The 26813-nt window shown below is 70.6% G+C and carries 28 protein-coding genes, 1 tRNA gene and 1 riboswitch; of the genes, 12 read left to right on the forward strand and 17 right to left on the reverse strand.

The window, feature by feature from the left end; all coding sequences use genetic code 11:
* Positions 1-122 precede the first annotated feature (122 nt).
* The 4 genes from ACZ6KY_RS11015 to ACZ6KY_RS11030 all read left to right on the forward strand — a co-directional run bounded on the left by ACZ6KY_RS11015 (position 123) and on the right by ACZ6KY_RS11030 (position 1670).
* Positions 123-461, forward strand: coding sequence for a DUF3618 domain-containing protein (locus ACZ6KY_RS11015; protein ID WP_365870181.1), 339 nt, complete (start codon positions 123-125; stop codon positions 459-461).
* Positions 462-558: 97 nt separating this feature from the next.
* Positions 559-861: a GroES family chaperonin gene (locus tag ACZ6KY_RS11020; protein ID WP_326790934.1), complete on the forward strand. Its 303-nt coding sequence runs from the start codon at positions 559-561 to the stop codon at positions 859-861.
* A 48-nt stretch (positions 862-909) separates the two neighbouring features.
* Positions 910-979: riboswitch (guanidine-III (ykkC-III) riboswitch) on the forward strand.
* A gap of 33 nt (positions 980-1012) precedes the next feature.
* Complete coding sequence (locus tag ACZ6KY_RS11025; protein ID WP_469310018.1) at positions 1013-1333, forward strand: DMT family transporter; 321 nt, start codon at positions 1013-1015, stop codon at positions 1331-1333.
* A 254-nt stretch (positions 1334-1587) separates the two neighbouring features.
* Positions 1588-1670: transfer RNA gene (locus tag ACZ6KY_RS11030), tRNA-Leu, on the forward strand.
* A gap of 72 nt (positions 1671-1742) precedes the next feature.
* Here the strand turns inward: ACZ6KY_RS11030 and rdgB are convergent.
* The 4 genes from rdgB to ACZ6KY_RS11050 all read right to left on the reverse strand — a co-directional run bounded on the left by rdgB (position 1743) and on the right by ACZ6KY_RS11050 (position 4220).
* Positions 1743-2345: an RdgB/HAM1 family non-canonical purine NTP pyrophosphatase gene (rdgB, locus tag ACZ6KY_RS11035; RefSeq protein ID WP_469310019.1), complete on the reverse strand. Its 603-nt coding sequence runs from the start codon at positions 2343-2345 to the stop codon at positions 1743-1745.
* 216 nt (positions 2346-2561) lie between these two features.
* On the reverse strand, positions 2562-2960 hold the full coding sequence (locus ACZ6KY_RS11040) for a hypothetical protein (protein ID WP_469310020.1): 399 nt from the start codon (positions 2958-2960) through the stop codon (positions 2562-2564).
* 145 nt (positions 2961-3105) lie between these two features.
* Complete coding sequence (rph, locus tag ACZ6KY_RS11045; protein ID WP_469310021.1) at positions 3106-3852, reverse strand: ribonuclease PH; 747 nt, start codon at positions 3850-3852, stop codon at positions 3106-3108.
* A 134-nt stretch (positions 3853-3986) separates the two neighbouring features.
* Entirely contained in the window at positions 3987-4220 is a 234-nt protein-coding gene (locus ACZ6KY_RS11050; protein ID WP_393711782.1) for a PTS sugar transporter subunit IIB, read from the reverse strand.
* A 173-nt stretch (positions 4221-4393) separates the two neighbouring features.
* Here ACZ6KY_RS11050 and ACZ6KY_RS11055 point away from each other — a divergent pair, with 173 nt between their 5' ends.
* Both ACZ6KY_RS11055 and ACZ6KY_RS11060 read left to right on the forward strand, forming a co-directional pair.
* Positions 4394-5680: a PTS transporter subunit EIIC gene (locus tag ACZ6KY_RS11055; protein ID WP_469310022.1), complete on the forward strand. Its 1287-nt coding sequence runs from the start codon at positions 4394-4396 to the stop codon at positions 5678-5680.
* Between the two features lie 292 nt (positions 5681-5972).
* Positions 5973-7220, forward strand: a complete 1248-nt coding sequence (locus ACZ6KY_RS11060) for a PTS transporter subunit EIIC (RefSeq protein ID WP_469310023.1) — start codon at positions 5973-5975, stop codon at positions 7218-7220.
* 71 nt (positions 7221-7291) lie between these two features.
* On the opposite strand, the gene ACZ6KY_RS11065 is transcribed toward ACZ6KY_RS11060, so the two are convergent.
* Positions 7292-8044, reverse strand: a complete 753-nt coding sequence (locus ACZ6KY_RS11065) for an MBL fold metallo-hydrolase (RefSeq protein ID WP_469310024.1) — start codon at positions 8042-8044, stop codon at positions 7292-7294.
* A 249-nt stretch (positions 8045-8293) separates the two neighbouring features.
* On the opposite strand from ACZ6KY_RS11065, the gene ACZ6KY_RS11070 reads away from it, so the two are divergent.
* Positions 8294-8767, forward strand: a complete 474-nt coding sequence (locus ACZ6KY_RS11070; RefSeq protein ID WP_469310025.1) for a type II toxin-antitoxin system PemK/MazF family toxin — start codon at positions 8294-8296, stop codon at positions 8765-8767.
* 285 nt (positions 8768-9052) lie between these two features.
* Here ACZ6KY_RS11070 and ACZ6KY_RS11075 read toward each other — a convergent pair whose 3' ends face one another.
* The 7 genes from ACZ6KY_RS11075 to clpS all read right to left on the reverse strand — a co-directional run bounded on the left by ACZ6KY_RS11075 (position 9053) and on the right by clpS (position 13876).
* Positions 9053-10003: a PLP-dependent cysteine synthase family protein gene (locus tag ACZ6KY_RS11075; RefSeq protein ID WP_469310026.1), complete on the reverse strand. Its 951-nt coding sequence runs from the start codon at positions 10001-10003 to the stop codon at positions 9053-9055.
* A gap of 17 nt (positions 10004-10020) precedes the next feature.
* On the reverse strand, positions 10021-10299 hold the full coding sequence (locus tag ACZ6KY_RS11080; RefSeq protein WP_355848868.1) for a MoaD/ThiS family protein: 279 nt from the start codon (positions 10297-10299) through the stop codon (positions 10021-10023).
* 115 nt (positions 10300-10414) lie between these two features.
* Positions 10415-10516: a putative leader peptide gene (locus ACZ6KY_RS11085; RefSeq protein ID WP_390699779.1), complete on the reverse strand. Its 102-nt coding sequence runs from the start codon at positions 10514-10516 to the stop codon at positions 10415-10417.
* A 79-nt stretch (positions 10517-10595) separates the two neighbouring features.
* Positions 10596-11018 carry a M67 family metallopeptidase gene (locus tag ACZ6KY_RS11090; RefSeq protein ID WP_355848865.1) on the reverse strand — a complete coding sequence of 141 codons (423 nt, stop codon included), beginning with the start codon at positions 11016-11018 and terminating at the stop codon, positions 10596-10598.
* A gap of 110 nt (positions 11019-11128) precedes the next feature.
* Positions 11129-12580: an amino acid permease gene (locus ACZ6KY_RS11095; RefSeq protein WP_469310027.1), complete on the reverse strand. Its 1452-nt coding sequence runs from the start codon at positions 12578-12580 to the stop codon at positions 11129-11131.
* A 328-nt stretch (positions 12581-12908) separates the two neighbouring features.
* On the reverse strand, positions 12909-13514 hold the full coding sequence (locus ACZ6KY_RS11100) for a DUF2017 domain-containing protein (RefSeq protein ID WP_469310028.1): 606 nt from the start codon (positions 13512-13514) through the stop codon (positions 12909-12911).
* Positions 13515-13567: 53 nt separating this feature from the next.
* Positions 13568-13876, reverse strand: a complete 309-nt coding sequence (clpS, locus tag ACZ6KY_RS11105) for an ATP-dependent Clp protease adapter ClpS (protein WP_328555296.1) — start codon at positions 13874-13876, stop codon at positions 13568-13570.
* A 139-nt stretch (positions 13877-14015) separates the two neighbouring features.
* Between clpS and ACZ6KY_RS11110 the strand changes: the two genes are divergently transcribed.
* Both ACZ6KY_RS11110 and ACZ6KY_RS11115 read left to right on the forward strand, forming a co-directional pair.
* Positions 14016-15395, forward strand: coding sequence for a nicotinate phosphoribosyltransferase (locus ACZ6KY_RS11110; protein ID WP_469310029.1), 1380 nt, complete (start codon positions 14016-14018; stop codon positions 15393-15395).
* Between the two features lie 205 nt (positions 15396-15600).
* A complete protein-coding gene (locus ACZ6KY_RS11115) occupies positions 15601-16185 on the forward strand; it encodes an isochorismatase family protein (RefSeq protein WP_469310030.1) in 585 nt (194 codons plus the stop codon).
* A gap of 115 nt (positions 16186-16300) precedes the next feature.
* On the opposite strand, the gene ACZ6KY_RS11120 is transcribed toward ACZ6KY_RS11115, so the two are convergent.
* Together ACZ6KY_RS11120 and ACZ6KY_RS11125 are read right to left on the reverse strand one after the other, a co-directional pair.
* On the reverse strand, positions 16301-16651 hold the full coding sequence (locus ACZ6KY_RS11120) for a hypothetical protein (RefSeq protein WP_469310031.1): 351 nt from the start codon (positions 16649-16651) through the stop codon (positions 16301-16303).
* Between the two features lie 121 nt (positions 16652-16772).
* Complete coding sequence (locus ACZ6KY_RS11125) at positions 16773-19127, reverse strand: immune inhibitor A domain-containing protein (protein WP_469310032.1); 2355 nt, start codon at positions 19125-19127, stop codon at positions 16773-16775.
* A gap of 438 nt (positions 19128-19565) precedes the next feature.
* Here ACZ6KY_RS11125 and ACZ6KY_RS11130 point away from each other — a divergent pair, with 438 nt between their 5' ends.
* Positions 19566-19853, forward strand: a complete 288-nt coding sequence (locus tag ACZ6KY_RS11130; protein WP_469310033.1) for a hypothetical protein — start codon at positions 19566-19568, stop codon at positions 19851-19853.
* Between the two features lie 236 nt (positions 19854-20089).
* On the opposite strand, the gene ACZ6KY_RS11135 is transcribed toward ACZ6KY_RS11130, so the two are convergent.
* Positions 20090-20815 carry an RDD family protein gene (locus ACZ6KY_RS11135; RefSeq protein ID WP_469310034.1) on the reverse strand — a complete coding sequence of 242 codons (726 nt, stop codon included), beginning with the start codon at positions 20813-20815 and terminating at the stop codon, positions 20090-20092.
* A 63-nt stretch (positions 20816-20878) separates the two neighbouring features.
* The gene (locus ACZ6KY_RS11140; protein WP_469310035.1) at positions 20879-22582 is read right to left on the reverse strand and encodes an RDD family protein; all 1704 of its coding nucleotides are present in this window, start codon (positions 22580-22582) and stop codon (positions 20879-20881) included.
* Positions 22583-22927: 345 nt separating this feature from the next.
* Here ACZ6KY_RS11140 and ACZ6KY_RS11145 point away from each other — a divergent pair, with 345 nt between their 5' ends.
* Positions 22928-23440: an SsgA family sporulation/cell division regulator gene (locus tag ACZ6KY_RS11145; protein ID WP_469310036.1), complete on the forward strand. Its 513-nt coding sequence runs from the start codon at positions 22928-22930 to the stop codon at positions 23438-23440.
* A gap of 93 nt (positions 23441-23533) precedes the next feature.
* On the opposite strand, the gene ACZ6KY_RS11150 is transcribed toward ACZ6KY_RS11145, so the two are convergent.
* Entirely contained in the window at positions 23534-24949 is a 1416-nt protein-coding gene (locus ACZ6KY_RS11150; protein WP_469310037.1) for an FAD-binding oxidoreductase, read from the reverse strand.
* Positions 24950-25041: 92 nt separating this feature from the next.
* On the opposite strand from ACZ6KY_RS11150, the gene ACZ6KY_RS11155 reads away from it, so the two are divergent.
* The gene (locus ACZ6KY_RS11155; RefSeq protein ID WP_469310038.1) at positions 25042-26706 is read left to right on the forward strand and encodes a tetratricopeptide repeat protein; all 1665 of its coding nucleotides are present in this window, start codon (positions 25042-25044) and stop codon (positions 26704-26706) included.
* The last annotated feature ends 107 nt before the right edge of the window (positions 26707-26813 follow it).

Genomic DNA, 26813 nt, shown 5'->3' on the forward strand with positions numbered 1-26813 from the left:
GCCGGGGGTGGATGGAATGGATACGGAACGAGCGTAATGGGGGGTGCCGAGGGGTGCGGTCCGGTCCGAACTGACAGACTGTCCGGATCAGGGAGTCACTACACGACCACGGAGGCAGCGCGGTGTCGGATACGTCGAGAACGCCGGATACCAGGACTCCGGCGCAGATCGAGGCGGACATCAAGCACCGCCGCACAACACTCGCCGACACGCTCGACGAGATCGGCGTACGGGTGCACCCGAAGACCATCGTCGGAGACGCCAAGGCCAAGGTCGCCTCCAACATCGATCACACGCTCGGACGTGCCTACGTCGGCGTCAACCGCGTCGTCGGCGACGTGAAGGGGCAGTTCGTCACCGAGGACGGCGCGCCCCGGCTGGAGCGCATCGTGCCGGCGGCTCTGGTCGCGGTGGGACTCGTCGGACTGCTCGTGGTGGGCACGCGGCGCCGCAAGCGCTGACCCGCCCGCGTACGAAACAGGCCGGGACAGGTAGGTTCGGGGCGTGAGCGCCAATCGTGAAACGCACAGCACCCATGACGACAAGCTGCCCATCCGGATGCTGCACGACCGCGTGCTGGTACGGCAGGACGCCGCCGAGGGCGAGCGGCGCTCCGGCGGCGGCATCCTGATCCCCGCGACGGCGGCCGTCGGCCGTCGCCTCGCCTGGGCCGACGTCGTCGCGGTCGGACAGAACGTCCGTACGGTGGAGCCGGGCGACCGGGTCCTGTACGACCCCGAGGACCGCGCCGAGGTCGAGGTGCGCGGGACCGCCTACGTGCTGATGCGCGAACGGGATCTGCACGCCGTGGCCGCGGACCGCTTCGAGGGGTCCGAGGACTCCACCGGCCTGTATTTGTAGGGCATACGCCACCCGAAGGGGCCGGTGACCATGGTCACCGGCCCCTTTGCCATTCTTTTGCTACGGTGGAGGGACCCCGACGAGACGCGCCGTACCGGGCCCGCAAAGACGACGCACCGCCACCAAGCGTCGTCTCCCGGAGGTGCCCCCCATGGCCTGGGTCCTGCTGATCATCGCCGGTCTGCTCGAAGTGGGCTGGTCGATCGGAATGAAGTACACCGACGGCTTCACCCGCCCGGTCCCGAGCGTGCTCACCGCCGCCGGCATCGTCGCAAGCATGGTCCTGCTGTCACAGGCCGCCAAGTCCCTCCCGATCGGCACCGCCTACGGCGTCTGGGTCGGCATCGGCGCGGCGGGCGCGGCGATCCTCGGCATGACAGCCCTCGGCGAACCGGCCACCGCCGCCCGCATCTTCTTCGTCTGCCTGCTCCTGGTGTCGGTGGTGGGCTTGAAGGCGACGTCGGGGCACTGAGGCACCCTCAGCAGCCGGGTCCGCTCAGAGGTTTCGGACATGAAAGGAGACTCCCGGGCGGACGTCACGTCCGAGCTCGGAAGGCCTGACTGCTGATGGGCGGGACATCGACTGCCGGGTACGGCCTGGTCCGTCCGACATGAAGCGTCTGGCAGATACGTGGTGCCGACAGAAGGAAAGGCCGCCGCTCGCCGGACAGCCGCCGCTCGCCGTACACTTGCACCCGCCCGCCATGCTCGACGACGGGCAGGCCAGCGGCCTTGGCGGAACGGCAGACGCCTCGCGTTTAGGGCGCGATGGGAGAAATCCCGTGAGGGTTCGAATCCCTCAGGCCGCACTCACCTTCACGTGCAAGGTCCGGCTTGCGACTTCCGCAAGCCGGACCTTGTCGGTACGTGGTGCGCACCCCTCAGCCCAGCAACTCCCGCACCACCGGCGCCAGCGCCCGGAACGCCTTCCCCCGGTGGCTGATCGCGTTCTTCTCCGCGGGGGTCAGTTCCGCGCAGGTTCGGGTGTCGCCGTCCGGCTGGAGGATCGGGTCGTAGCCGAAGCCGTTCGTGCCGGACGGGGTGTGGCGGAGGGTGCCGAGCAGTTGGCCCTCGACGACGCGTTCCGTGCCGTCCGGCAGGGCGAGTGCCGCCGCGCAGGCGAAGTGGGCGCCCCGGTGCGGGGCGTCGATGTCGGAGAGCTGGGCGAGGAGCAGGTCCAGGTTGGCCCGGTCGTCGCCGTGGCGGCCTGCCCAGCGGGCGGAGAAGATGCCGGGGGCGCCGTTCAGGACGTCGACGCACAGGCCCGAGTCGTCGGCGACGGCGGGCAGGCCGGTTGCCCGGGCGAGGGCGTGGGCCTTCAGCAGGGCGTTCTCGGCGAAGGTGACGCCGGTTTCCTTGACGTCGGGGATGTCCGGATAGGCGTCCGCGCCGACGAGGTCATGGGTGAGCCCTGCGTCGGCGAGGATCGCCGTCAACTCGGTGAGCTTTCCGGCGTTGCGGGTGGCGAGGATCAGGCGGGTCATGGTCGCCAGTATCTCCGAGTCCGGTCCCGGGTCCGGCCCGTGTGATCCCGAGTCAGGCCCCCTGCCCGGCCCTTCCCGGTCCCAGGTCCGCCCCCCGCCTGTTCCAGGTCCGGCCCTCGCCTGTTCCAGGTCCGGCCCCCGCCCGGTCCATGGCGGACTCGGTCCCGTCTCGGGCCCAGTGCCGAGCCGGGCCCCGCCCGGTCCACCCCGCCCCCGCTACGGCGTGCACACCTTCGTCAGTTCGCCCGCCGCGGCCGTGACGGGGCTGATGTCGGGGGTGTTGTCGCCGTTCTTGACGGCCGTACGGACGTTGGCGACGGCCTTGTCGAGGTCGTCGACCGCCTTGTTGACGTCGGCGTTGTCGGTCTTGTCGCCGATCTTGGAGAGGTTGTTCTCGATGGCGCTGAGGGACGAGTCGGTCTGGGTCGGGTCGTTCGCCGCGTTCTCGACGGCCTGCTGGAGCGCGGTGACGCTGTCGGCGATCGAGTCGGCGGTCTGCACGCAGTCGAGCGCCTTGTTGACCGCGTCGCAGCCGACGGCCGCCGGCAGGACGACGAGTGCGGCGACGACGGCGAATATGGCGGTACGGCGGCGATTGCGGTGGCGCGCGGCCATGGAACGGTCCCTCCCCGTGGGCATGATGTGGCGCGGCCACGTCAGCGGACCGCACCGGCCCGCTGTGCGGTCGGCCCGATCCACCCGAAGGGGCCGGCGGGCGCACGGCTGGACCGTACGCCCGTACCCATAAGAACGCGAGGGGTTAACGCGCGGTTGCCTCACCGGTCGCTTCGAGTACCGCTCGCTGGACGGCGGCGAGTTCGTCGCAGCCTCCGACGGCCAGGTCCAGCAGGGCGTTGAGCTCCTTGCGGTCGAAGGGCTCGGCCTCGGCGGTGCCCTGGACCTCGACGAAGCGGCCGTCGCCGGTGCACACGACGTTCATGTCGGTGTCGGCCCTGACGTCCTCCTCGTAGCAGAGGTCGAGGAGGGGGACTCCGCCGACGATGCCGACGGAGACGGCCGAGACGGTGCCGGTGAGCGGCTTGCGGCCGGCCCTGATCAGCTTCTTGCCCTGGGCCCAGGTGACGGCGTCGGCCAGGGCGACGTACGCGCCGGTGATGGCCGCGGTGCGGGTGCCGCCGTCGGCCTGGAGGACGTCGCAGTCGAGGACGATGGTGTTCTCGCCGAGTGCCTTGTAGTCGATGACGGCGCGCAGCGAGCGGCCGATGAGGCGGCTGATCTCGTGGGTGCGGCCGCCGATCTTGCCGCGGACCGATTCGCGGTCGCCGCGGGTGTTGGTGGCGCGGGGCAGCATGGAGTATTCGGCGGTGACCCAGCCCTCGCCGCTGCCCTTGCGCCAGCGGGGGACGCCTTCGGTGACGGAGGCCGTGCAGAAGACCTTGGTGTCGCCGAAGGAGACGAGGACGGAGCCCTCGGCATGCTTGCTCCAGCCACGCTGGATGGTGATGGGGCGCAGCTGTTCGGGGGTGCGGCCGTCGATTCGAGACATGGCGTCGAGCCTATCGGCACAGGCGTGAGGGGCTGCCCGCCGGTGGCGGAAACAGCCCCTCAAGGGTGAGCCGGAACTCCTGAAGCGGTGGGTGGCTCGTGGGGAGCCGGGCCGGCTTCAGTGGGTCCCGTCGCTCACATCATGTCTTCGATCTCGCCCGCGATGGGGTCGGCGTCCGTGCCGATGACGACCTGGATGGCGGTACCCATTTTGACGACTCCGTGGGCGCCGGCGGCCTTCAGGGCGGCCTCGTCCACGAGGTCCGGGTTGGCGACCTCGGTACGGAGGCGGGTGATGCAGCCTTCGACCTCTTCGATGTTGTCGATGCCGCCGAGCCCGGCGACGATCTTCTCAGCCTTGGTGGCCATGTCCTACTCCCTGATCCGAACCGCTTTGTCGCAGTAACCCACAGTTGGCCCATCTTCGCGAGCGGTCATGTCGTAGGTGCCGAAGGATGGCGATCACGACAGAGCGACGCGTCGCAACTGGTCTACACCAGTGGGCGGGCTGTCGCCAAACCGGCCCGGCCCGGAGGACGCCCATGAGTGCCGTCAGCGCCGTCTCGCCATCGCGTGCCCGCTGGAACAAGGCTTTCCAGGGGCTTCAGAAGATGGGCCGCAGCCTCCAGTTGCCGATCGCCGTGCTGCCGGCCGCGGGCATCCTCAACCGGCTGGGGCAGCCGGATGTCTTCGGCGCGGACGGGCTGGGCTGGGACAACCTCTCCAGGGTGATGGGGGCGGCGGGCGGCGCGCTGCTGGACGGTCAGCTCGGGCTGCCGATGCTGTTCTGTGTCGGCGTGGCGATCGGTATGGCGAAGAAGTCGGACGGTTCCACGGCGCTCGCGGCGGTCGTGGGTTTCCTCGTCTACTACAGCGTGCTGCGCGCGTTCCCGGTGGACTGTCCGTCGGGGAGTGTCGCCATCAAGCTGGGCTGTCGGCTGGAGGACAACTCCGTCGTGGAGTTCACCTACCAGAACCCCGGGGTCTTCGGCGGGATCGTCATCGGGCTGATGTCGGCGTTCTTCTGGCAGCGTTACCACCGTACGAAGCTGGTGGACTGGCTCGGCTTCTTCAACGGGCGCCGCCTGGTGCCGATCATCATGGCGTTCGTGGCCGCCGCGTTCGCGTCGCTGTGCGTGTGGGCCTGGCCGCCGATCGGTACGTCACTGGAGAACTTCAGTAACTGGCTGGTGGGGCTGGGGGCATGGGGTTCGGGTGTGTTCGGGCTGGCCAACCGGGCGCTGCTGGTGATCGGGCTGCACCAGTTCCTGAACGTGCCCATCTGGTTCCAGTTCGGCAGTTACACCAAGCCCGACGGCCAGGTCGTGCACGGCGACATCAACATGTTCCTGGCGGGCGACCCGAACGCGGGGCAGTTCCTGTCGGGCTTCTTCCCGATCATGATGTTCGCGTTGCCGGCGGCGGCGCTGGCGATGACGCACTGCGCGAAGCCGCATCGCCGCAAGGAGATCGGCGGTCTGATGCTGTCGGTGGCGCTGACGTCGTTCGTCACGGGCATCACCGAGCCGATCGAGTACTCGTTCATGTTCATCGCGCCGCTGCTCTACGTGGTGCACGCGGTGCTCACCGGCGTCTCCATGGCGGTGACATGGGGGCTCGGGGTGCACGACGGCTTCAGTTTCTCCGCGGGTCTGATCGACTACGTCATCAACTGGAACCTGGCGACCAAGCCGTGGGCGATCGTGCCGATCGGGCTGTGCTTCGCCGCCGTGTACTACGCGATCTTCCGGTTCGCGATCACGAAGTTCGACCTGAAGACTCCGGGGCGGGAGCCCGACGAGGACGTCGAGGACACCACGAAGGCGTAGGCCTCGGCCGCCGAGACAGCGGCCTCCCGCCGTCAAGGTGTAGACCTCTGCACGGCCAAGACACAGACCTCCGCACGAAGGGCCCCCGGACCAGCTGGTCCGGGGGCCCTTCGTCATGACCAGAACCAGTTGTTCCCGTTATGGCCGAGACCACAAAATTGGTGGGTTCCTTATCCGGCCTTCACCGTGCTAAAAACAGGTCTACACCACTGAGTGGTGTAGACCACGTGGCCGCTGCCAAGCCCGGTTTCGCCCTTCCCGTCCCCCGGCAGCGCCAGCACATGGAGGAACTATGAGCACCGCCACCGCATCGGCGGCACCCGCAAAGAAGCGGGGATCCGGCCTGTTCCAGGGCCTGCAGAAGGTCGGCCGCAGCCTGCAGCTGCCGATCGCCGTGCTGCCGGCGGCGGGCATCCTGCTCCGGCTCGGCCAGCAGGACGTGCACGACAAGCTGAACCTGCCCGACAAGGTCACGGCAGTGTTCGCCACGGCCGGTGGCGCGATCTTCGACAACCTCCCGATGCTGTTCTGCATCGGTGTCGCGATCGGCTTCGCCAAGAAGGCGGACGGCTCCACGGCCCTCGCCGCGCTGGTCGGCTTCCTGGTCTACAGCAACGTGCTGAAGGCGTTCCCCGTCACCGAGGCGAAGGTCCAGAAGGGCGCGGACATAGCCGCGACCTACAACAACCCCGGCGTCCTCGGCGGCATCGTGATGGGCCTGCTGGCCGCCGTGCTGTGGAAGCGCTACCACCGCAAGCAACTGGTGGACTGGCTCGGCTTCTTCAACGGCCGCCGACTGGTGCCGATCGTCATGGCCTTCGTCGGCACCGCGATGGGCGTCTTCTTCGGTCTGATCTGGAAGCCCATCGGCGAGGGCATCTCGAACTTCGGCGAGTGGATCACGGGTCTGGGCGCCGTCGGCGCGGGCCTGTTCGGTCTCATCAACCGTGCGCTGATCCCGGTCGGCATGCACCAGTTCGTGAACACGGTCTCCTGGTTCCAGATCGGCGACTACAAGAACTCGGCCGGTGAGATCGTCCACGGTGACCTCAACCGCTTCTTCGCGGGCGACCCGACCGCCGGTCAGTTCATGTCGGGCTTCTTCCCGATCATGATGTTCGGCCTCCCGGCCGCCGCGCTCGCCATCGCGCACTGCGCCCGTCCCGAGCGCCGCAAGGCCGTGCTGGGCATGATGGTCTCGCTCGCCCTGACCTCCTTCGTGACCGGTGTGACCGAGCCGATCGAGTTCTCGTTCATGTTCATCGCGCCGGTGCTCTACGCGATCCACGCGGTCCTGACCGCGCTGTCCATGGCGATCACCTGGGCGCTCGGGGTCCACGCGGGCTTCACCTTCTCCGCGGGAGCCATCGACTACGCGCTCAACTGGAACCTGGCCACCAAGCCCTGGCTGATCATCCCCATCGGCCTGGTCTTCGCGGCGGTCTACTACTTCGTCTTCCGCTTCGCGATCGTCAAGTTCAACCTCGCCACCCCGGGCCGTGAGCCCGAGGAGGAGATCGAGGACCTCACGAAGGCGTGAGCCGTCCCTCCCAACGCCCGAAGGCCCCCGGAACCGCCTGGTTCCGGGGGCCTTCGTGTACGCGGAAGAGATCAGATCTCGTACGTAGCCCCCGGCGTCGCCAGTTCCACCGGGCCGGGGTATGCCGAGCGGGCGTCCGTCAGGTTGGTGCGGGCGTTCGTCCACGGGGGGATGTGGGTGAGGACGAGGCGGCGGGCGCCGGCGCGGGCGGCGGCCTCGCCGGCCTCGAAGCCGTTGAGGTGGAGGCCGGGGATGTTCTCCTTGCCGTGGGTGAACGCGGCCTCGCACAGGAACAGGTCCGTGTCGCGGGCGAGTTCGTCCAGGGTCTCGGTCACCCCGGTGTCCCCGGAGTACGTCAGTGACCTTCCGTCGTGCTCCACCCGGATGCCGTACGCCTCGACGGGGTGGCTCACCCGCTCCGTGTGCACGGTGAACGGGCCGACCTCGAACGTGCCCGGCTTGACCGTGTGGAAGTCGAAGACCTCGCTCATCGAGGACGCGGACGGCGTGTCGGCGTAGGCCGTGGTGAGGCGGTGCTCCGTTCCCTCGGGTCCGTAGACGGGGATCGGGTCGCAGCGGCCGCCGTCGTGGCGGTAGTAGCGCGCCACGAAGTACGCGCACATGTCGATGCAGTGGTCGGCGTGCAGATGGCTGAGGAAGATCGCGTCGAGGTCGTAGAGACCGCAGTGGCGCTGCAGCTCGCCCAGGGCACCGTTGCCCATGTCGAGAAGCAGCCGGAAGCCGTCGGCCTCTACGAGGTAGCTCGAGCAGGCCGATTCCGCGGACGGGAACGACCCCGAGCAGCCGACGACGGTGAGCTTCATAAGAGCTGGAACCTCCGCGCTGGCGGGAAGTGCAGAGAGTGGATGCGGTGTGCAGGTACTCGGTTGCGGATACGGGAACGGGGGGTGTGCGGTCCATCGAGCGTAAGGCGCGAAAGGGCCGGTCGCTCCTCCGCCAGGGGCTGTTGTGGGCGAACTCACCTGTGGTGTCACCGGTTCGGATGGACCTTGGGGCAACCGGGGTCCGTACCGGGCGGGCGCGGGCACATGCGCGCCGGTACCTTCTTCGGTATGGACACGTCCTGGTGGCTCGCGTTGGCGGCGGTGGTCCTGCTCGCGCTGGTCGCGGCACTGGTGGACGGCTGGGGGCGCCGCGGGCGCCGGCCGGCCGGGCGGAAGCGTCCCCCGGGGCGGCCCACGGGTCCCCGCCGGGGCGGAACGCTCCGCGGCGGGCCGCTGCCCAAGGCGGCGGAGATCTGGTGGGCGAACGTCCCCTACGAGGACGGGCCGGGGGCCAAGGACCGGCCGTGTCTGGTGCTGGTGGTACGCGGGAAACGGGTGACCGTCGCGAAGATCACCAGCAAGTACCACGACGAGCGGCCCGGGGTGATCCCGCTGCCCCCGGGGGCCGTGGGGGACGCCCACGGGCGGCCGAGCTTCCTGGAGACGGACGAGCTGCGCGAAGTGCCGGTCGGTGACTTCCGGCGGCGGGTCGGCGTGGTGGATCCGGTCCTGTGGGACCAGGTCCGCTACCTGGCCCGCTGAGGCCGAGCGCCCGCTTCGCGCGGGCGTGCTTCCCCTTCCCGCCGAGCGCGGGCTTTCCCGCCAAGAGCGGGGACACCCAGTTCGGCTTCACGCCGACCGGGCTTGCCCCCGCAGGGGCGAGGACACCTGGCCCCCTCCCGCCGGAGGCGGGCTCCCCTTCCCCGGAGGGGTCGGCGGTGCGCCCTGCGCCTGCTCCTCGTCAGCGCGGAAATGCCGGAGGGCGCCGGGGCCGTCGATCGGTCCCCGCGCCCTCCGGTCCAGCCTGTCCCCGCCCAGCCGCCTGGGCTACGCCCAGAGCTGGCCCCGCAGTGTCTTGATGGCCTCTTCCGTCGTGGCCGCCGTGTAGACGCCCGTCGACAGGTACTTCCAGCCGCCGTCCGCGACCACGAAGACGATGTCGGCCGACTCTCCGGCCTTGACGGCCTTGTTGCCGACGCCGATCGCCGCGTGCAGCGCGGCTCCGGTGGAGACGCCCGCGAAGATGCCCTCCTGCTGGAGGAGTTCCCGGGTGCGGGTGACCGCGTCCGCCGAGCCGACGGAGAAGCGGGTGGTGAGGACGGAGGCGTCGTACAGCTCCGGTACGAAGCCCTCGTCCAGGTTCCTGAGCCCGTAGACCACGTCGTCGTAGCGCGGTTCCGCGGCGACGATCCTGACGTCCGGCTTGTGCTCGCGCAGGAAGCGCCCGACGCCCATGAGGGTGCCGGTGGTGCCGAGGCCCGCCACGAAGTGGGTGATGGACGGGAGGTCGGCGAGGATCTCCGGGCCCGTCGTGGCGTAGTGGGCGCCGGCGTTGTCCGGGTTGCCGTACTGGTAGAGCATCACCCAGTCCGGGTGCTGCGCCGAGAGTTCCTTGGCGACGCGGACGGCGGTGTTGGAGCCGCCCGCGGCCGGGCTGGGGATGATCTCGGCGCCCCACATGCCGAGCAGCTCACGGCGTTCCCGCGAGGTGTTCTCGGGCATCACGCAGACCATGCGGTAGCCCTTGAGCTTCGCCGCCATGGCCAGCGAGATGCCGGTGTTGCCGCTGGTCGGCTCCAGGATCGTGCAGCCCGGCGTCAGACGGCCGTCCTTCTCCGCCTGCTCGATCATGTGGAGGGCCGGCCGGTCCTTGACCGAACCCGTCGGGTTGCGGTCCTCCAGCTTCGCCCAGATACGGACGTCCGCGGACGGCGAGAGCCGCGGCAGGCGCACCAGGGGGGTGTTGCCCACCGCGGCGAGCGGGGAGTCGTAGCGCATCGGAGACCAGCGGCCGATCAGGCCATGCCACCGGCGACGGCCGGCAGGATCGTGACGTTGTCGCCGTCGGTCAGCTTGGTGTTGATGCCGTCGAGGAAGCGGACGTCCTCGTCGTTGAGGTAGACGTTGACGAAGCGGCGCAGCTCGCCGCCGTCCACGATCCGGGCCCGGATGCCCGCGTGACGGGTGTCGAGGTCGGTGAACAGCTCGGCAAGGGTCGCCCCGCCGCCCTCTACGGCCTTCTCGCCGTCGGTGTAGGTGCGGAGGATGGTGGGGATGCGGACCTCGATGGCCATGGCTCTGGGCTCCTGTCGGAAGGAAAGTCAGGTCGGAAGACGCGCGGCGGCGCGGGCAGGGCAGGGGGTACGCCGGTTGCGGTGCCGCGGCTCTCGGCCGTACGGCGGCGGCAGGTCAGCGCGTACAGATGGCGCTCTGCAGCCTGCACAGGTCGACGTGCAGCCGCGCCACGAGCAGCGTGCCCGGCGTCTTGTCGCTCACGTCGTGGAAAACCATGGGCTCATCGTATCGATTCCCGGTACGGGCCCCGGAGTGTGATCTCGCATTCCGGACGCTTTTTGACCGATGGGTGAGATCAGTAGCTCTCGACGACCTTGACCTCCTCCTCCGTGACCTCGCCTTCCACGATCCGGTACGAGCGGAACTGGAAGGGGCCGGCGTCGTCGGTGTCCGCGGTGGAGACCAGGACGTAGTGCGCGCCGGGCTCGTTCGCGTACGCGAGGTCGGTGCGGGAGGGGTAGGCCTCGGTCGCGGTGTGCGAGTGGTAGATGACGACGGGCTCCTCGTCGCGGTCGTCCATCTCGCGGTAGAGCTTGAGCAGGTCGCCGGAGTCGAACTCGTAGAACGTGGGCGAGCGGGCCGCGTTGAGCATGGGGATGAAGCGCTCGGGGCGGTCGGTGCCGGCGGGACCCGCGACGACGCCGCACGCCTCGTCGGGGTGGTCCTGGCGCGCGTGCGCGACGATCTGGTCGAACAGGGCGTCGGTGATTCTCAGCATGCTGGTCAGGATAGACAGAAGGGCCGCCCCGTACCGAGGTGTGGTACGGGACGGCCCGTATGCCGGACGTCCTGAGCGGTGGCCGGGGCGGCCGGACGTCCGTGGGGCGGTCAGCCGATCGTCTCGAGTTCCGGCTCGCGGCGTTCGGTGACCTGGGGGTTGCGTGCCTTGAGGACCGCCCAGCCGATGGCCAGGGCGGCGGCCCAGACGGCCATCACGTAGAGGCAGATACGGGACTCGGAGTCGTACGCGATCAGGCCGGTGACGAAGAGGAGGAACGCGACCGCGACCCAGCTGCACTTCGCGCCGCCCGGGGCGGGGAAGGACGAGGCCGGCAGCCGGCCGGCGTCGACCGCGCGGCGGTAGCGGATGTGGCTGACCAGGATCATCAGCCAGGTCCAGATGCCGGCCGCGGTGGCCACCGAGGTGACGTACCCGAAGGCCTTCTCGGGGACGACGTAGTTGAGGATCACGCCGATGCCCATGAAGAGCACGGAGACGGTGATGCCGAGCGCGGGCGTCTTGGTGGACGACAGCTTGCTGAAGACCCGCGGGGCCTCGCCGCTGTCGGCGAGGTTGCGCAGCATGCGGCCCGTGGAGTACATGCCCGAGTTGCAGGAGGACAGGGCGGCGGTGAGGACCACGAAGTTGACGATGCCCGCGCCGGCCGGGATGCCGATCTTCGCGAAGGCCTCGACGAAGGGGCTCACGCCTGGCGCGAACTCCGTCCACTTCACGACGCAGAGGATGACGGTGAGCGCGCCGACGTAGAAGAGGGCGATGCGCCACGGGAGGGTGTTGATGGCCTTCGGGAGCGTCTTCTCCGGGTTCTCGGACTCGCCCGCCGTGACGCCGACGAGCTCGACGGCGAGGTAGGCGAACATGACGCCCTGGAGGGTCATCAGGGACGAGCCGATGCCGTTGGGGAAGAAGCCGTCGAACTGCCAGAGGTTGCTGACGGAGGCCGTGTCACCGGCGGAGCTGAAGCCGAAGGTGAGGACGCCGATGCCGATGACGATCATGCCGATCAGCGCGGTGACCTTGACCATCGAGAACCAGAACTCGATCTCGCCGAAGAGCTTCACCGAGATCAGGTTCGCCACGAACAGGACGACCAGGAACACCAGTGCCGTCACCCATTGGTGGATCGCGGGGAACCAGTAGTGAACGTAGATCGCGGCGGCCGTGAGCTCGGCCATGCCGGTGACCACCCACATCAGCCAGTACGTCCAGCCGGTGAAGTAGCCGAAGAACGGGCCGAGGAACTCGCGGGAGTACTCCGCGAAGGAGCCCGAGACCGGGCGGTAGAGCAGGAGCTCGCCGAGCGCCCGCATGATGAAGAAGATGATCACCCCCGCGAGGGCGTACATCACGATGAGGCTGGGGCCGGCCTTGGCGATGTTCGCCCCGGCTCCCAGGAAGAGGCCGACGCCGATGGCGCCGCCGATCGCGATCATCTGGACCTGACGGCTGCCGAGCCCGCGCTCGTACCCCTCTTCGGGGGCGTCGCCGCCCACGGCCTCACTGCCGTCGTAACTCTTGCCGACCTGCGATGAGGTCACGTTGGTGCGCCTTTCTCCATACCGGTCCGAGCCAGTCCCTTGGCTTCGGATCGGTTTCCGATCCCCCCGGATAGGTGGAGCTGTGCCTGGCCGGCGGTCCGCCGGCTCGGTGGCGCACCCGGCGGGACATGGGTGGTGTCCTGCCGGGCGGTCGTGAAGATCTATCACGGCGGCGGCGTTGATCGGCTGAGGGAGATGTCGCGCAGACCACAGGGAAAACCGGACAAACGTCGAACCGCGCCCCATAGGGCGCGGTTACGGTGACGTGATCGTTATCCGGATTTGAGCGTCCGCTGAGCGACCGCGAGAGGTGTCATGTCCTGACGGTTCAGGGCATAAGGGTTTCGACCAGGGTCTCCTGGAGGCCGCCGAGCCAGAGGTACGCCATCACCATCGGCTTGCGCGGGTCCTCGTCGGGGAGGCGGTAGAGGAGGTCGGTGTCCTCCTCGTCGACGACGTCGAGCCGCGAACCGATGGCGAGGCGCAGGTCGTTCAGGGCGCGCAGCCACTGCTCGGACTGCGCGGTGGTCAGCTTGAGGACCGCTCCGCCGTCGCCGCCGGGCGTCAGTCCGTCCAGCGAGCGGATCACCGTGAGGGCGTTCTCGCGCTTGCCGGCGCGCAGGTCGTTCTCGGTGAAGCGGCGGAACTCGGCGGAGTGGGCGTGCTGTTCCTCGGCCTGCTCGGGCGAGCCGGCCTCGACGCCGGGGCCGCTGTAGGCGTCGGGGAACAGACGCTTGAGCACCGGGTCGCTCGGCGGCTCGCTGGGGCCCTCCGCGAACAGCTCGGCGAGCGGGTCGGCGGAGGCGTCCTCCGCGGGGCCGGGACCGATGAGCTCCAGGAGCTGGACGGCGAGGGAGCGGATGATGGAGATCTCGACCTCGTCGAGCGCGACGGCCGCGCCGCCGCCGGGGAGCGGTTCGAAGTGTCCTGGCATGGAGTGAGTTCGCTACTTCCGGTCCTGCGGGCGGTCGGTTGACAGGGGGCCGGCTACTTCCGGTCCTGCTGAAGGGTGGCCCACAGACCGTAGCCGTGCATGGCCTGCACGTCGCGCTCCATCTCCTCGCGCGTGCCGCTGGAGACGACGGCCCGGCCCTTGTGGTGGACGTCCATCATCAGCTTGGTGGCCTTGTCCTTGGGGTAGCCGAAGTACGTCTGGAAGACATACGTCACATAGCTCATGAGGTTGACCGGGTCGTTGTGGACGATCGTGACCCAGGGGACGTCCGGCTCGGGTACGGCGAAGACCTCCTCCGCCGACTCGGTCTTCTCGATCTCTAGAGGTGCGGGAGCCGTCACACGCCCATGCTGCCACCAGAGGGGGTCTCCCGCATAAACGCTCCCCTGAGACGGGGGCCGGAACGGGGGCCGACACCCCGGGAATCGCGGGACCTCCCAGAAATCGTCAAAGTGACGAGATGGGGGTACGATCCCTGCCATGAACACAGCGGACCTTGGGCTGCCGGAAGAAGAGGGGCGCGACGCGCTTCCCCGGAACGGTGGCGGCGGGAGACGGGTGGGCGTTCCGTCCACGGCGCTCTTCACGGACCAGTACGAGCTGACGATGCTGCAGGCCGCGCTCGCGGCCGGGACCGCCGAGCGGCGCTCGGTCTTCGAGGTCTTCACCCGGCGGCTGCCCGAGGGGCGGCGCTACGGAGTGGTCGCGGGCACCGGCCGTGTCCTCGACGCCGTCGAGAACTTCCGGTTCGACGCGGACGTCCTCGGCTTCCTGCGCGAGCGCGGGATCGTGGACGAGCCGACCCTGGAGTGGCTCGCCTCCTACCGCTTCGATGGGGACATCTGGGGCTATCCCGAGGGCGAGGTGTACTTCCCGGGTTCTCCGCTCCTGCGGGTCGAGGGCAGCTTCGCGGAGTGCGTGCTCCTGGAGACGGTGATCCTCTCGATCCTCAACCACGACTCCGCCATCGCGGCGGCGGCCTCCCGGATGGCCTCCGCCGCGGGCGACCGGCCGCTGATCGAGATGGGCGCCCGGCGCACCCACGAGCTGGCCGCGGTGGCCGCCTCGCGGGCCGCGTACGTCGGCGGGTTCACCACCACCTCCGACCTGGCCGCGGGTTTCCGCTACGGCATCCCGACGGTGGGCACCTCCGCGCACGCCTTCACCCTCCTGCACGACAACGAGCGGGACGCCTTCCAGGCCCAGGTGGACTCGCTGGGCCGCGGCACCACGCTGCTCGTGGACACCTACGACGTCACCGAGGCGGTCCGCACGGCCGTCGAGGTCGCCGGGACCGGGCTCGGCGCGGTGCGCATCGACTCCGGCGACCTGCTGCTCGTCGCCCACCGGGTGCGCCAGCAGCTGGACGAGCTGGGCGCGACCGGGACGAAGATCGTCGTGACCTCCGACCTCGACGAGTACGCCATCGCCTCACTCGCGGCGGCGCCCGTGGACGCGTACGGCGTCGGCACCCAGCTGGTGACGGGTTCCGGCCATCCGACGTGCTCGATGGTCTACAAACTGGTCGCCCGTGCCGAGTCGGCCGACCCGAAGGCGCCGCTGGAGCCTGTGGCGAAGAAGTCCACGGGCGGCAAGACGTCCATCGGCGGCCGCAAGTGGGCCGCGCGGCGCCTGGACGAGCAGGGGGTCGCCGAGGCCGAGGTGATCGGCGTCGGACCGGTGCCCGGCGAACTGGCGGACCAGCAGATCCTGGTCCAGCTGGTCAAGGGCGGGCAGGTCCTGTCCCGTGAGCCGCTCGATGCCGTACGTGACCGGCACGCGGCCGCACGCGCCCGGCTGCCGCTGTCGGCGACCCAGCTGTCGCGCGGCGAGCCGGTGATTCCCACCCAATACGTCTGAGGCGCGCGGGGCGGGCGGGACGGCCGGTGCGGGAGTGACGCCGCGCATGAACCTCCGGTGAGCGGGAATGCAACGGCAGCGTGCCCGCGCGGGCCGTGAAGCCGAATACCCCCTCCCGTACAGCCCTCGAAGTCTCTAGGCTCGGAAGTTCAACGGCCGGGCCCGCACCCTTGTCTGCCGCACCCATAGCCGAAGGACACCGCCCATGCGCCGCGCCTTGATCGTCGTAGACGTGCAGAACGACTTCTGCGAGGGAGGCAGCCTCGCGGTGGCCGGGGGCGCCGACGTGGCCGCAGCGGTCACGGAACTGATCGGGCAGGCCCCCGCCGGCTACCGGCATGTCGTCGCCACCCGCGACCTCCACATCGCGCCCGGGGGGCACTTCGCCGACAACCCCGACTACGTGCACTCCTGGCCCGCGCACTGCGTGGCCGGTACGGAGGGCGTGGGCTTCCACCCGAACTTCGCTCCGGCCGTCGCCTCCGGCGCGATCGACGCCGTCTTCGACAAGGGCGCCTACGCGGCGGCCTACAGCGGCTTCGAGGGCGCCGACGAGAACGGGGTGGCGCTGGGCGACTGGCTGCGCGACCGCGGGATCGGCGAGGTGGACGTGGTCGGCATCGCGACCGACCACTGCGTCCGGGCGACCGCCCTGGACGCCGCCCGGCAGGGCTTCCGCACGACCGTCCTGCTCGACCTGACGGCCAAGGTGGCGGAGGAGACGACGGAACGCGCGCTGGAGGAGCTGCGCGCCGCCGGAGTCGAGCTCACGGGCAAGCCCGTGGTGTAGCGGGGCCACGGCACCGGGTCACACGGAGCCGCACGGGGTCACACCAGGTCACACCCGATGAGCCGCACCGAGTCGTATGCCGGGTCACACCCGCCCCGCACGCGCTCCCGCGGCCTCACGGCTGCGGTGCCGGGCGCCTGAGCAGCGTCCTGACCGGGTGCCACAGCTCCTGGGTGAGCTCGGGGGCACCGCTGACGGGGACCGCGCCGTCGGGGGCCGTACGCCAAATGAGCCCGTCGGGGTGGTGCAGGACCGCGGTGATCTCGTCCGGGGTGGGCGGGGCCGCGTTGCCCCGGAGGTAGACGGCGCGCAGGCCCAGGTTCCGCAGCCGGGTCAGGGCGCGGGCCCGGTTCTGGGCGACGACCAGGAACCGCAGGCAGCCGTAGCCGTAACCTGCCGGACTGGGCAGGTTCAGCGCCACTACGACGCTGCCGTTCGGCAGTCTGCAGAAACCTCCTGCGGCCATGCGGTCACACCCCCGTACGATTCGGTGTCAATAAGCCGGGCACAGGACGCACCTAAACACGATCGGCGGCAACCCGCCAGGGGGTTGCCGCCGATACGCGTTTGACCTGCGGAAATGCCGACTACTTCACTGCGGGACCGACCTTGAGCGAGATCGTCGAGCCGTCCTTGGCCTCCTTGACGATCTGGATCTTGGTGTTGGTGTCAGTGATCTTGACGCCGCCGGTCGGGTTCCGGTTGTCGTAGTAGTCGCTGGTGTGGTCGTTGAAGACCGACACCCCCTTCGACGACGGGATCCTCGTGGCGACGTCCGCGCTGTGCAGCGTGAGGCCGTCCGTGCGGTACAGGCTGAACGGGGAGTCGTAGGCCTGGATGCGGTTGCGCATCAGCGTGCCGTTGTCCCACCACAGGGCCTTCGGGTGCGAGTCGACCGGAAGCGCGAGGCCGACACCCGGGTGCTGGCTGGTGTTGTTGTCCGCCTGCGAGGTGTCCCACTTCCAGATCAACAGGCCGTTCTGGTAGGCGTAGTGCTCCACCCAGTCCGGACGGGTCGTCGAGAAGCCGAAGTTGTACGGGCCGACCTTGAGGGTCTTGTCGTACGAGACGTACTGGCGGTTCTCCGCGAGGTAGTACTGCGCGTAGTCCTTGGTGAACGAGGCGCCGATGCGGGAGAAGCCGCTCGCGGTCCAGGCGGCGTCGGCCGTCTCGGCGTTGTCCGAGAAGAGCGCGGCTCCGTCCGCGGTGACACCGATCTCGTCGGCCGCGAAGCCCTTCAGCGCCACACCGCCGTCGCTCTGGTAGCGGAAGCGGATGTCGATCTTCTTGCCCGCGTAGGCGTCGAGCGGGTACGCCAGCTTCTTGTACGCGTCGACCGTGCCGGTGAGGGCGGGCTTGTCGCTGCCGTCACGCGGGATGGCGGCGCCGTCCACCGTGCCGTCGAGAGCGGTCCAGTTGGCGCCGCCGTCGGTCGACACCTCGGTGTAGAGGTAGTCGTAGCCCGCCTCGATGTCGTACCAGCCGTCGAGGGTCAGCGTCGCCGACGACTTGCCCGTGAGGTCCACGGACCGGGTCAGCGTGTTCTTCAGGTTGTCGCCGCTGCCGCTCCACCACTGGGACGAGCCCTGCGCGGGGTTGACGACCGTGGTCGTGACCGCCTTGTCCGGCAGGCTGACGACGAGCGCCTGCTTGTTCCAGGTGTTGTACTCGGCGACGCCCAGCTTGTGCGTGGACTGCTTGCCGGCCTTGGCGGTGTCGTAGTTCAGCCAGCCGAGCTGGAGCTTGTCCCAGGCGTTGAAGTCGCCGGGGAGGTCTCCGATGGAGTCCTTGCCCCTGCCGAGCCAGGAGCCCGAGGACATCAGGGTCCAGAAGCCGGTGGAGTTGTCGCCGCCGGCCGTGTCGTAGTGGTCCGGCAGACCGAGGTCGTGACCGTACTCGTGGGCGAAGACGCCGAGTCCGCCGTTCTCCGGCTGGATGGTGTAGTCGCCGACCCAGATGCCGGTGTCGCCGATCTGGGCGCCGCCGAGCTTGTTGTCGGCCGGGCCCGTGGCGCCCGCGTCGGTGCCGAACGCGTACCAGCGGTGGGCCCAGATCGCGTCGGTGCCCTGGGCGCCGCCGCCCGCGGACTCGTCCTCACCGGCGTGCACGATCTGGAAGTGGTCGATGTAGCCGTCGGGCTCGTTGAAGTTGCCGTCGCCGTCGTAGTCGTAGCGGTCCCACTGGTCGAACTGCGCCAGGTCCGTCTTGATGGCGGCGTCGGACTTGCCGGCCGCCTTCTGCTGGGCGACCCAGGCGGTGACGCCGTCGCTGACGACGTTCCACACGCTCGGGCAGTTCGTGGAGCCGCAGGCGTCGTTGCCGTAACGGGCCTCGTTGTAGGGGACCTTGACCCAGTCGGCGACCTCGCCGTCCACCGAGTAGCGGCCCGAGGACTGCGTCTCGTAGAACTTCTTCATCGACTCGACGTTCTTGCCGGTGCCGAAGTAGAGGTCCTGGAAGTGCTTCTGGTTGTAATCCGCCTGCCAGGCCGTGCTGTTGTCCTTCTTGCGGTCCGGCTTGGCTATCTGGTTGTGCAGCGGGCCGGCGGTGCCACCGAACTTCGGGTCCGCCTTGTCGCCGAACTGGACGAGGATCGTGAAGATCTTGTCGGTCTTCTCGCGGCCCAGCTCGACGTACTTGCTGCTGCCCTTCTTGCTCTTCAGCTGGACGACCTGCGAGCCGTTGCGGTTCTGCACCTTGGCGTCGCCGGATATCACCTGGTTCAACGCCTCTTGGTGCTGGGCGTTCTGCGTCTTGCTCAGCGGTCCGTCGAGGTCGTGGTCGACCGTGTTCCGGACCGGCTGCGGGTCGTGACGGTTCACGACGGGTGACGCGGCGGCCGAGTCGGCCTGCGCCACCGCGTACGTCGAGAACGTGGCGGTGGCCGCCGCGAGGGCGACGCCCACCGCGGCTGCTCTGAACGTCCATGGTCTGTTGGTCACTTGATGTCCTCCCCCGCGCCCGTTCGCGCGGAGGGGGTTCCGGGTCATGGAGGTCCGCGCGCGCAACGCGATTCAAGTGACGACAGTTGACCGGAGTTACCAAAGAAAAGACAGATCTTGACTTGAACCTGGCAAGTGCATTATGCGAAGCCTACGTTCGGTATCCGGACGCCCCGAAACCCCCCAACAGGCGCGCCCTTACGCCCACTTGATGGACGTGATGACTCCGTGCGCCCCCTGTGCACCGGCACCGTGGGTAAGGTCACGCTTACCGGACGTTCCACTCGGGCATGCAGGCGAATAGAGTCGATTGGCGAAGCGTCGGAAGCCGGCGGGAAGCCACGTCGACACCGTTGTCCCACCCCCGATTCCTATCCGCACCCTCCCCCATCGCGAGAGGCACCGGGGGGAGAACCCCCATCCGAGGACACGATTGCCATGCCTCGTCCGACCGCCGCACAGCTCGCCTACGGTTCCTGCACCGTGATCTTCTCCACCCTCGCCATGCTGCTGCTGTCACAGACGAGTTCGAGCCTGGGGATCGTGCTGATCACCCTCTCGGCACTCGCTCTCGGACTGCTGGTGGCCATGACGGTCCCGCTGCCGAAGCCCGCACCGTCCGCCGCCGCGGCCGTCATCCACGAGCGGGTGCCGGTGCGACGCGAGACCGCGTCCGTGTCCGCCGCCTCCGTGCCCGAGCCGGTGCGCGAACCCGCGGGGCCCTGAAGCGGCGTACGCGAGCCTGCGGACCCCGGTCTCCCAGCGGACCGGCGGACCGCCGGCACCCCGGACGCTCCGACCTCGTACCCGAACGGCGGGCCCGTGAACCACGGACCCGCCGTTCGTGTGTGCGCCGCCCGCGTGCGCCGTCGCCGCCGCGGCCCATGTCGTCCCGGCCCCACTCCGCCCCGGCCCACGTCGTCCGGCCAGCCACGTCACAGGGCCGTGCGGTCCCGCCGCCGTCACCCGGCGTCGACCACCACCGTCTTGGCCGCCTTGTCGTGCAGGCCCTGCTTGTAGGGCTTGTCGAAGAAGCTCCAGCCGCCCGCGATCGCCGTCCAGACACAGGCGCAGCAGAACGCGAACGGAATCCACAGGACCAGGGCGCGGACCAGGGAGGTCTGCACGGAGGGTGTCGAGCCGTTGTCGAGGTTGGCGACGCGGTGGTTGAACAGCCGCTTGCCGAGGGTCTGGCCCGTCTTGCTGATCATCACGGTGTCGTAGGAGACGTAGAGCACGGCGGCCACCACGGACTGCCCGAGCGACTTGCTGAACTCGATCTTGTTCGAGTCCATGTTGTACTCGGTGACCCCGAACGCCCAGGACAGCAGCCACACCACGATGCCCACGAGGATCATGTCCAGGATCCTCGCCAGCACCCGCTTCCCGCTGTCCGCGAGCGGCGGCATCCCGGCGAGCGGATCACCGCCGTACGGGCCGCCACCGCCATAGGGGTCGCCGCCCCCCTCGTGAGGGCCGCCGCCTTCGCCGTAGGGACCGCCGCCTCCGTGGGGAGGCGGCCGGCTTCCGAACGGGGGCGGCTGACTGCCGTAGGGCGGGGTCTGGCCGCCGGACGGGGGCGGCGGGTCGTACGGGGACCCCGCGCCCTCGCCGGGCGGGGGCTGCTTCCTGAACGGGTCGTCGTCCGGTGGCCGGCCGGGGCCCGGGGGCGGCGGTTCGCTGCTCATGGCCCGAGTCGACCGCGAACCCCCCGGCTCCGCATCCGGCGAAGGGCCGTCCGGGGGACGGGATTACCGGGCGGGCCCCGCCACGAAGGTGTGCGCCGCCTTGTCGTGCCAGCACTGGCTCCAGGGCTTGTCGAACAGGCACCACAGGACGCCGACGAACCCGACGAGCAGCAGGCACGGCACGCTGAGGACGAGCCAGCGGCCCAGCGCCCGTCCGAAGGCCGGCGGTTCATGACCCTCTATGTCGCGCACCTCGATGCCGAACAGCTTCTTGCCCAGTGTGCGGCCCCACCTGACGGTGGGCAGGACCTCGTAGAGGACGCCGAAGAGGAGCAGTACGGCGAGGACGGCGCCGAGGCAGGAGGCTGTCGTGCCGTCGAGGAGCCAGACGGTGACCTTCTCGCCCGACAGTTTGGCCGCGTCGATCTTCTCGTTGATGTGATCGGCCGCCCTGGTGCCCAGCGGCACGGCGGCCGCCGCGGTGACCGCGGCGAGGACGACGGTGTCCACCAGCCGGGCGGCCAGCCGTCTGCCGAGGCCGGCCGGACGGGCCGCCGACTGCCGGCGGGCGGCCGCCTGGAACACGTCGTCGACCGGCGGCTTCCACTGCGGGACCCGCTGTCCCTCCTCGGCGGGGTCACCCGCGAGCTGGTGCACCTGCTGGGCCCAGGAGGGCTGGCCGCCGCCGGTCCCGGAGGCCATGGGGGCGGCGGCGCCGGGCTGTTGGGGGACGGCGGGAGCGGCCGGCGCGGCGGACGCCTTGGCGGCGGCCTGCGCGGCGGCGTTCTGGGCGGCGGCGTTACGGGCGGCCTGCCCGGCTCCGTAGCCGTCTCCGGATGGCGCCCCGGATGACGTGGGCGTGCCGGACGCGGCAGGTGCGGCGGACGCGCCCGGAGTGGCCGCCGCCGGCCGCGTGCTCCCGCCGTGCGCCCCGCTCTGCTGCTCCGTACGCGGGGAGGGCGCGCGAAAAGCCCGGTCGTCCTCGGCGGGTACGGGATCCGGGGCGCCGGGAGTGGCGGTGGAGTGTCCGGCTCCGGACGGCCCGGTGCTCGCGGCAGCCCCGGTCCCGGGCCCGCCCCAGCCGTCGGCTCGGCCCGAACCCGCCTCACCCGTACGGCCCGTACCGGCCGTACCGCTGGTGTCTTCCGCGCCCTCCGGTCCCGTGGGCGGCACCGGTGCGGTGGGGCGGCGGAAGACCACGGGGCCTCCGGTCGCCGGGGGCCGGGGGGTGCCGCCGGAGTCGGCGGGCGGGATCGTCGTCGTACCGTCCGTGCGCGCCGCCGCCCCGTCGGGCTGGATCACCGCTTCGGCGGACTCCGCCGCACGCGGGACGCGCGGGTCGGGTTCCTGCGGCGCGCCCCAGGACACCCGGCGGTCCTGGTCGCCGCCGAAGCCGGACTGCTGGGAACGGTCGGCGCCCCACGCGGCGGCGGGCTCGGGCCGGCTGCCGTGCTGGGACTCGGCGCGGGTGGCCTGGCGGGGCTGCGGGTCCTCGTCGAAGAAGTGCGGGCCCGTCTCCTCCGCGGCGGGGGTGCCTCCCCGTCCGCGCGCGTCCGAGAACTCGGGGGACGGCGCCGGAGCGGGCACACGCGCGGGGCGCACGCCGGCCGGCGGGGCGAGCGCCTCGCCGCCCGACGGCGCCGGGCGGCTCGTGCCCGGCACCCAGGCGGCGCCGTTCCAGTACCGGACGTATCCAGGGATGGAGGGGTCCGGGTAATACCCTTCGCGGGGCCTGTCGTCACCGGGGGCCGGGGTTGGGGCGCTCATGTCCGTCGTCCCGTATCTGCTCGGGGGTCGTGTTGGGGGTCCACATCTACCAGACCCGCGCACGCGTCACGGCCGGTCCCGCCGTACCCACTCCTTTCGGGCAAGGTTCCGCCCCCTCTTGCGAGCGGACGTCCGAGGCTGTCCGCGCTGTGCCCGAACAAGGGCCGAAGGAGAGCCGTGGAAGAGCGCCAGGACTGCCGTAGGACTGCCGTAGGAGAGTCGTACGAGAGCCGAAGCGGGCCCGAAAGAATTCTCCGAACCCGCGTAATGCTCACGGCGCGAGGCGCTCTCCACTCGTACGGGCCCGCCCACAGGAGCCCGTACGACGAAAGGAAGCGCATCGACATGCACACCGTGGTGGAACGCGAGCTGGAGCTTCATCTCGTCCTGTCGCCCGAGCACAGCATCCCCGTACCCGCGCGCCTCGGCTACCGCTCCGACGACCCGTACGCCGTCCGCATCACCTTCCACATCGGCTCCGACCATCCCATCAACTGGACGTTCGCCCGTGAACTGCTCGTCGAGGGGGTGTTCCGGCCGTGCGGCCACGGCGATGTGCGGGTGTGGCCGACGAAGGTCGGCGGCCGGAGTGTCGTCCTCATGGCGCTGAGCTCGCCGGACGGCGACGCGCTGCTCGAAGCGCCCGCCGCACAGATCTCGGCCTGGCTGGAGCGCACCCTCAAGGTGGTCCCCCCGGGCTCCGAGGCCGGGCAGCTCGGTATCGACGCCGGCCTGGCCGAGCTGCTCGCGCCGTCCCCGAGGCTCTCGGCCTCGCTCGACCAGGGGGGTACCCCGTCGCCCGACGACCTGTGGCTGCGCGACCCGTGGCCGTCGGACGAGTCCACGGACGGTGAGTAGCCCTGACGGGTCCGCGGCAGGTGGACACCCCTGCCGGGACGCCGGACGGCGAGTCGCCCTGACGCGTCGGCGGTCGGTGAACAGCCCGGGGGCTCAGAACAGTTTGCCCGGGTTCAGGAGGCCCAGCGGGTCGAACGCCGTCTTGATGGCCCGCTGCATCTCCACGCCCACCGGGCCGATCTCACGGGCCAGCCACTCCTTCTTCAGGACGCCCACGCCGTGCTCACCGGTGATCGTGCCGCCGAGTTCCAGGCCGAGGGCCATGATCTCGTCGAAGGACTCGCGGGCGCGCCGGGACTCGTCGGGGTCGGTGGCGTCGAAGCAGACGGTGGGATGTGTGTTGCCGTCGCCCGCGTGTGCGCAGACCCCGATGGTCAGGGCGTACTTCTCGGCGACGCGCTCGATGCCGTCGAGCATGTCGCCGAGCCGCGAGCGCGGCACGCACACGTCGTCGATCATCGTGGTGCCCTTGACCGCTTCGAGCGCGGTGAGCGCCAACCGCCTTGCCTGGAGCAGGAGTTCGGACTCGGCCGCGTCCTCGGCAGGGACCACCTGGGTCGCGCCGGCGGCCTCGCAGAGGGCGCCCACCAGGGCGAGGTCGGCCGCCGGGTCGTGGGTGTCGAAGGCCGCGAGCAGCAGCGCCTCGGTGGTCTCCGGGAGGCCCATGTGGGCGAGGTCGTTGACGGCCTTGACGGTCGTACGGTCCATCAGTTCGAGGAGGGAGGGCACATGACCGCCCTCCATGATCCGGCAGACGGCGTCGCAGGCGGCCCGCGCCGACCCGAACTCGGCTGCCAGGACGAGCTGTTGGGGCGGCTGCGGCTTCAGCGCCAGAGTCGCCCGTACGACGATGCCGAGCGATCCCTCGGAGCCCACGAAGAGGCGGGTGAGGTCGTAGCCGGCGACGCCCTTGGCGGTTCTGCGCCCGGTGGACATCAGCCGCCCGTCGGCGAGGACGACGTCGAGACCGAGGACGTACTCGGCCGTCACCCCGTACTTCACACAGCACAGCCCGCCGGAGGCCGTGCCGATGTTGCCGCCGATGGTGCACGTCTCCCAGCTGGAGGGGTCCGGCGGGTAGTACAGGCCGTGTTCGCCTACGGCGCGGGAGAGCGTGGCGTTGACGACACCGGGTTCGACGACGGCGATGCGGTCGACCGGGTTGATCTCCAGGATGCGGTCCATCCTCACCAGGGACAGCACCACACAGCCGTCGGTGGCGTTGGCCGCTCCGGACAGGCCGGTGCGGGCGCCCTGCGGGACGACCGGGACGCGCAGTTCGGTCGCGACGCGCATGACGTGCTGGACCTGCTCGACGGTGCGCGGCAGGACGACCACGGAGGGTGTGCCGGCCTCGCAGAAGCTCGCCATGTCGTTGGCGTAGGAGGCCGTGACGTCCGGGTCGGTGAGGACGGCCTCGGCCGGCAGGCCGCTCAGCAGGCGGTCGAGAAGGTTGCCGGTCGCTGCCGTGTCCTCATCGCGCGGGGCTTCGATACGGCTCATGATCACAGGGTCGCACCCGGGGCCATCGGTGTGAACCCCATCCGCGTGAGGCTTCGCGTGCCGGGGTGCGGTCTTCGTATTGACGCACAGTGAGCCGCATGGAGATCGAAGAGCGACAGCCGGTGCCCGCCGGGTCCGGGCGCGCGGTGCCCGCCGGTGAGCGGCCCGAGGAGCCCGTCGGCGCGCGGTCTCCGGAGCCCTCCGGTCCGCGCCGCTCCCCGCTCGCCCGGCGCGCGCTGATCGGCGCGGTCGCCGGCTGTGTCGTGCTCGGCGGTGTGCTGGTGCTGCTGCCCTCGTTGGAACGGGACGGGGCACCGCGGCCCGCCCCGGGTCCGGTGGCGCGGGCGGTGACCGCGGTGGGCGCCGGGGTGCCCGCGGCACTGCCCGATCTCGCCGCCCTCATCGACGACCGCGAGGCGCGGGTGCGGGCCCGTCCGCGCGACGACGTGTCGTGGGCGGTGCTCGGCGTCGCGTACACGGAGCAGGCGCGGCGGACGGCGGCGGCCGTGTACTACCCGAAGGCCGAGAAGGCGCTGCGGACCTCGCTGAACGTGCGGCCGAAGGACAACCTGGCGGCGCTGGACGGGCTCGCCGCTCTCGCCGGCGCGCGGGGCGACTTCCGGACCGCGAAGCAGTGGGGCGAGGCGGCGCTGAAGCTGGCGCCGAAGCGGTGGACGACGTATCCGACGCTCATCGACGCGTACACCGGGCTCGGTGACTACAAGGCCGTGGGCAAGGCCCTCGACAGGATGCTCGCCCTGCGTTCCGGGCCGGCGGCACAGGCCGTCGCGGCGCGCGTGTACCGGGACCGCGGCCGGCGCGAGGACGCCGCGGCGGTGATCTCGGACGCGGCGGCGGGCGCGGCGACCCCCTCCGAGCAGGCGGCGTTCCTCCAGCAGGCCGGTGATCTCGCGTGGGAACGCGGCGACCGCCAGGAGTCCCTGGACCACTACCGGGCCGCGGTGAACACCGACGCCGACGCGTACGACGCGCTGGCCGGGCAGGGGCGCGCGCTGACGGCGCTGGGGCGCACTTCGGAGGCGCTGCGCGCGTACCGGGCGGCGCTCGCCAAGCGGCCCACGCCGCGTTACGCGCTGGAGCTGGGGGAGCTGTACGAGAAGCTGGGGCTCGGCGGGGCCGCGCGCGTGCAGTACGACCTGCTGCGGGAGCTGGTGCGGCGGGAGAGCGCCGAGGGTGTGGACGACGAACTGGTCCTCGGGCTCTTCGAGGCGGACCACGGCGATCCGCAGGCGGCGGTACGGGCGTTGCGCGCCGAGTGGCAGCGGCAGCCCGGTATCGCGGTGGCGGACGCGCTGGGCTGGGCGCTGCACCGCGCCGGGGACGACAGGGCGGCGCTCGACTTCGCGGTGCGGGCCACGGACCCGGAGCACGGGGGCGGTGTGCGCAGCGCGTTGTACGCGTATCACCGGGGGCGGATCGAGCGTGATCTGGGGCTGTCGGGTCCGGCGCGCCGGCATCTCGCCGAGGCGTTGCGGATCAACCCGTACTTCTCGCCGCTGCTGGTGCCCGAGGCCCAGCAGGCCCTGGCGGCGCTGGGCGAACCACCGGCCGGGGGCCCGCCGGAGGACTCGGGGGAGCCGGACGGATCCGACGACGCGGCGACGGGCGCGGCCGGGCCTTCGGGGGCGGCGGGCGGCCCGTCGGCGGCGGGTTCGACGGCGGGTTCGACGGCGTCAGCCGGCACCGGCTCCCCCGGCGCGGCGGTCCCGCCGACCGCGCCGGGGCAGCCCTCCGCACGGTGAACGCGGGACAGGAACGTACGGGAACGGGCGTGTGCGGGAGCAGACGTGTGCGGGAACAGGCGTGTCCGGTGTACGCCGCTCGGCGCGCACCGGACACATGACACGTG

The organism is Streptomyces sp. NPDC042002, from assembly GCF_055588305.1.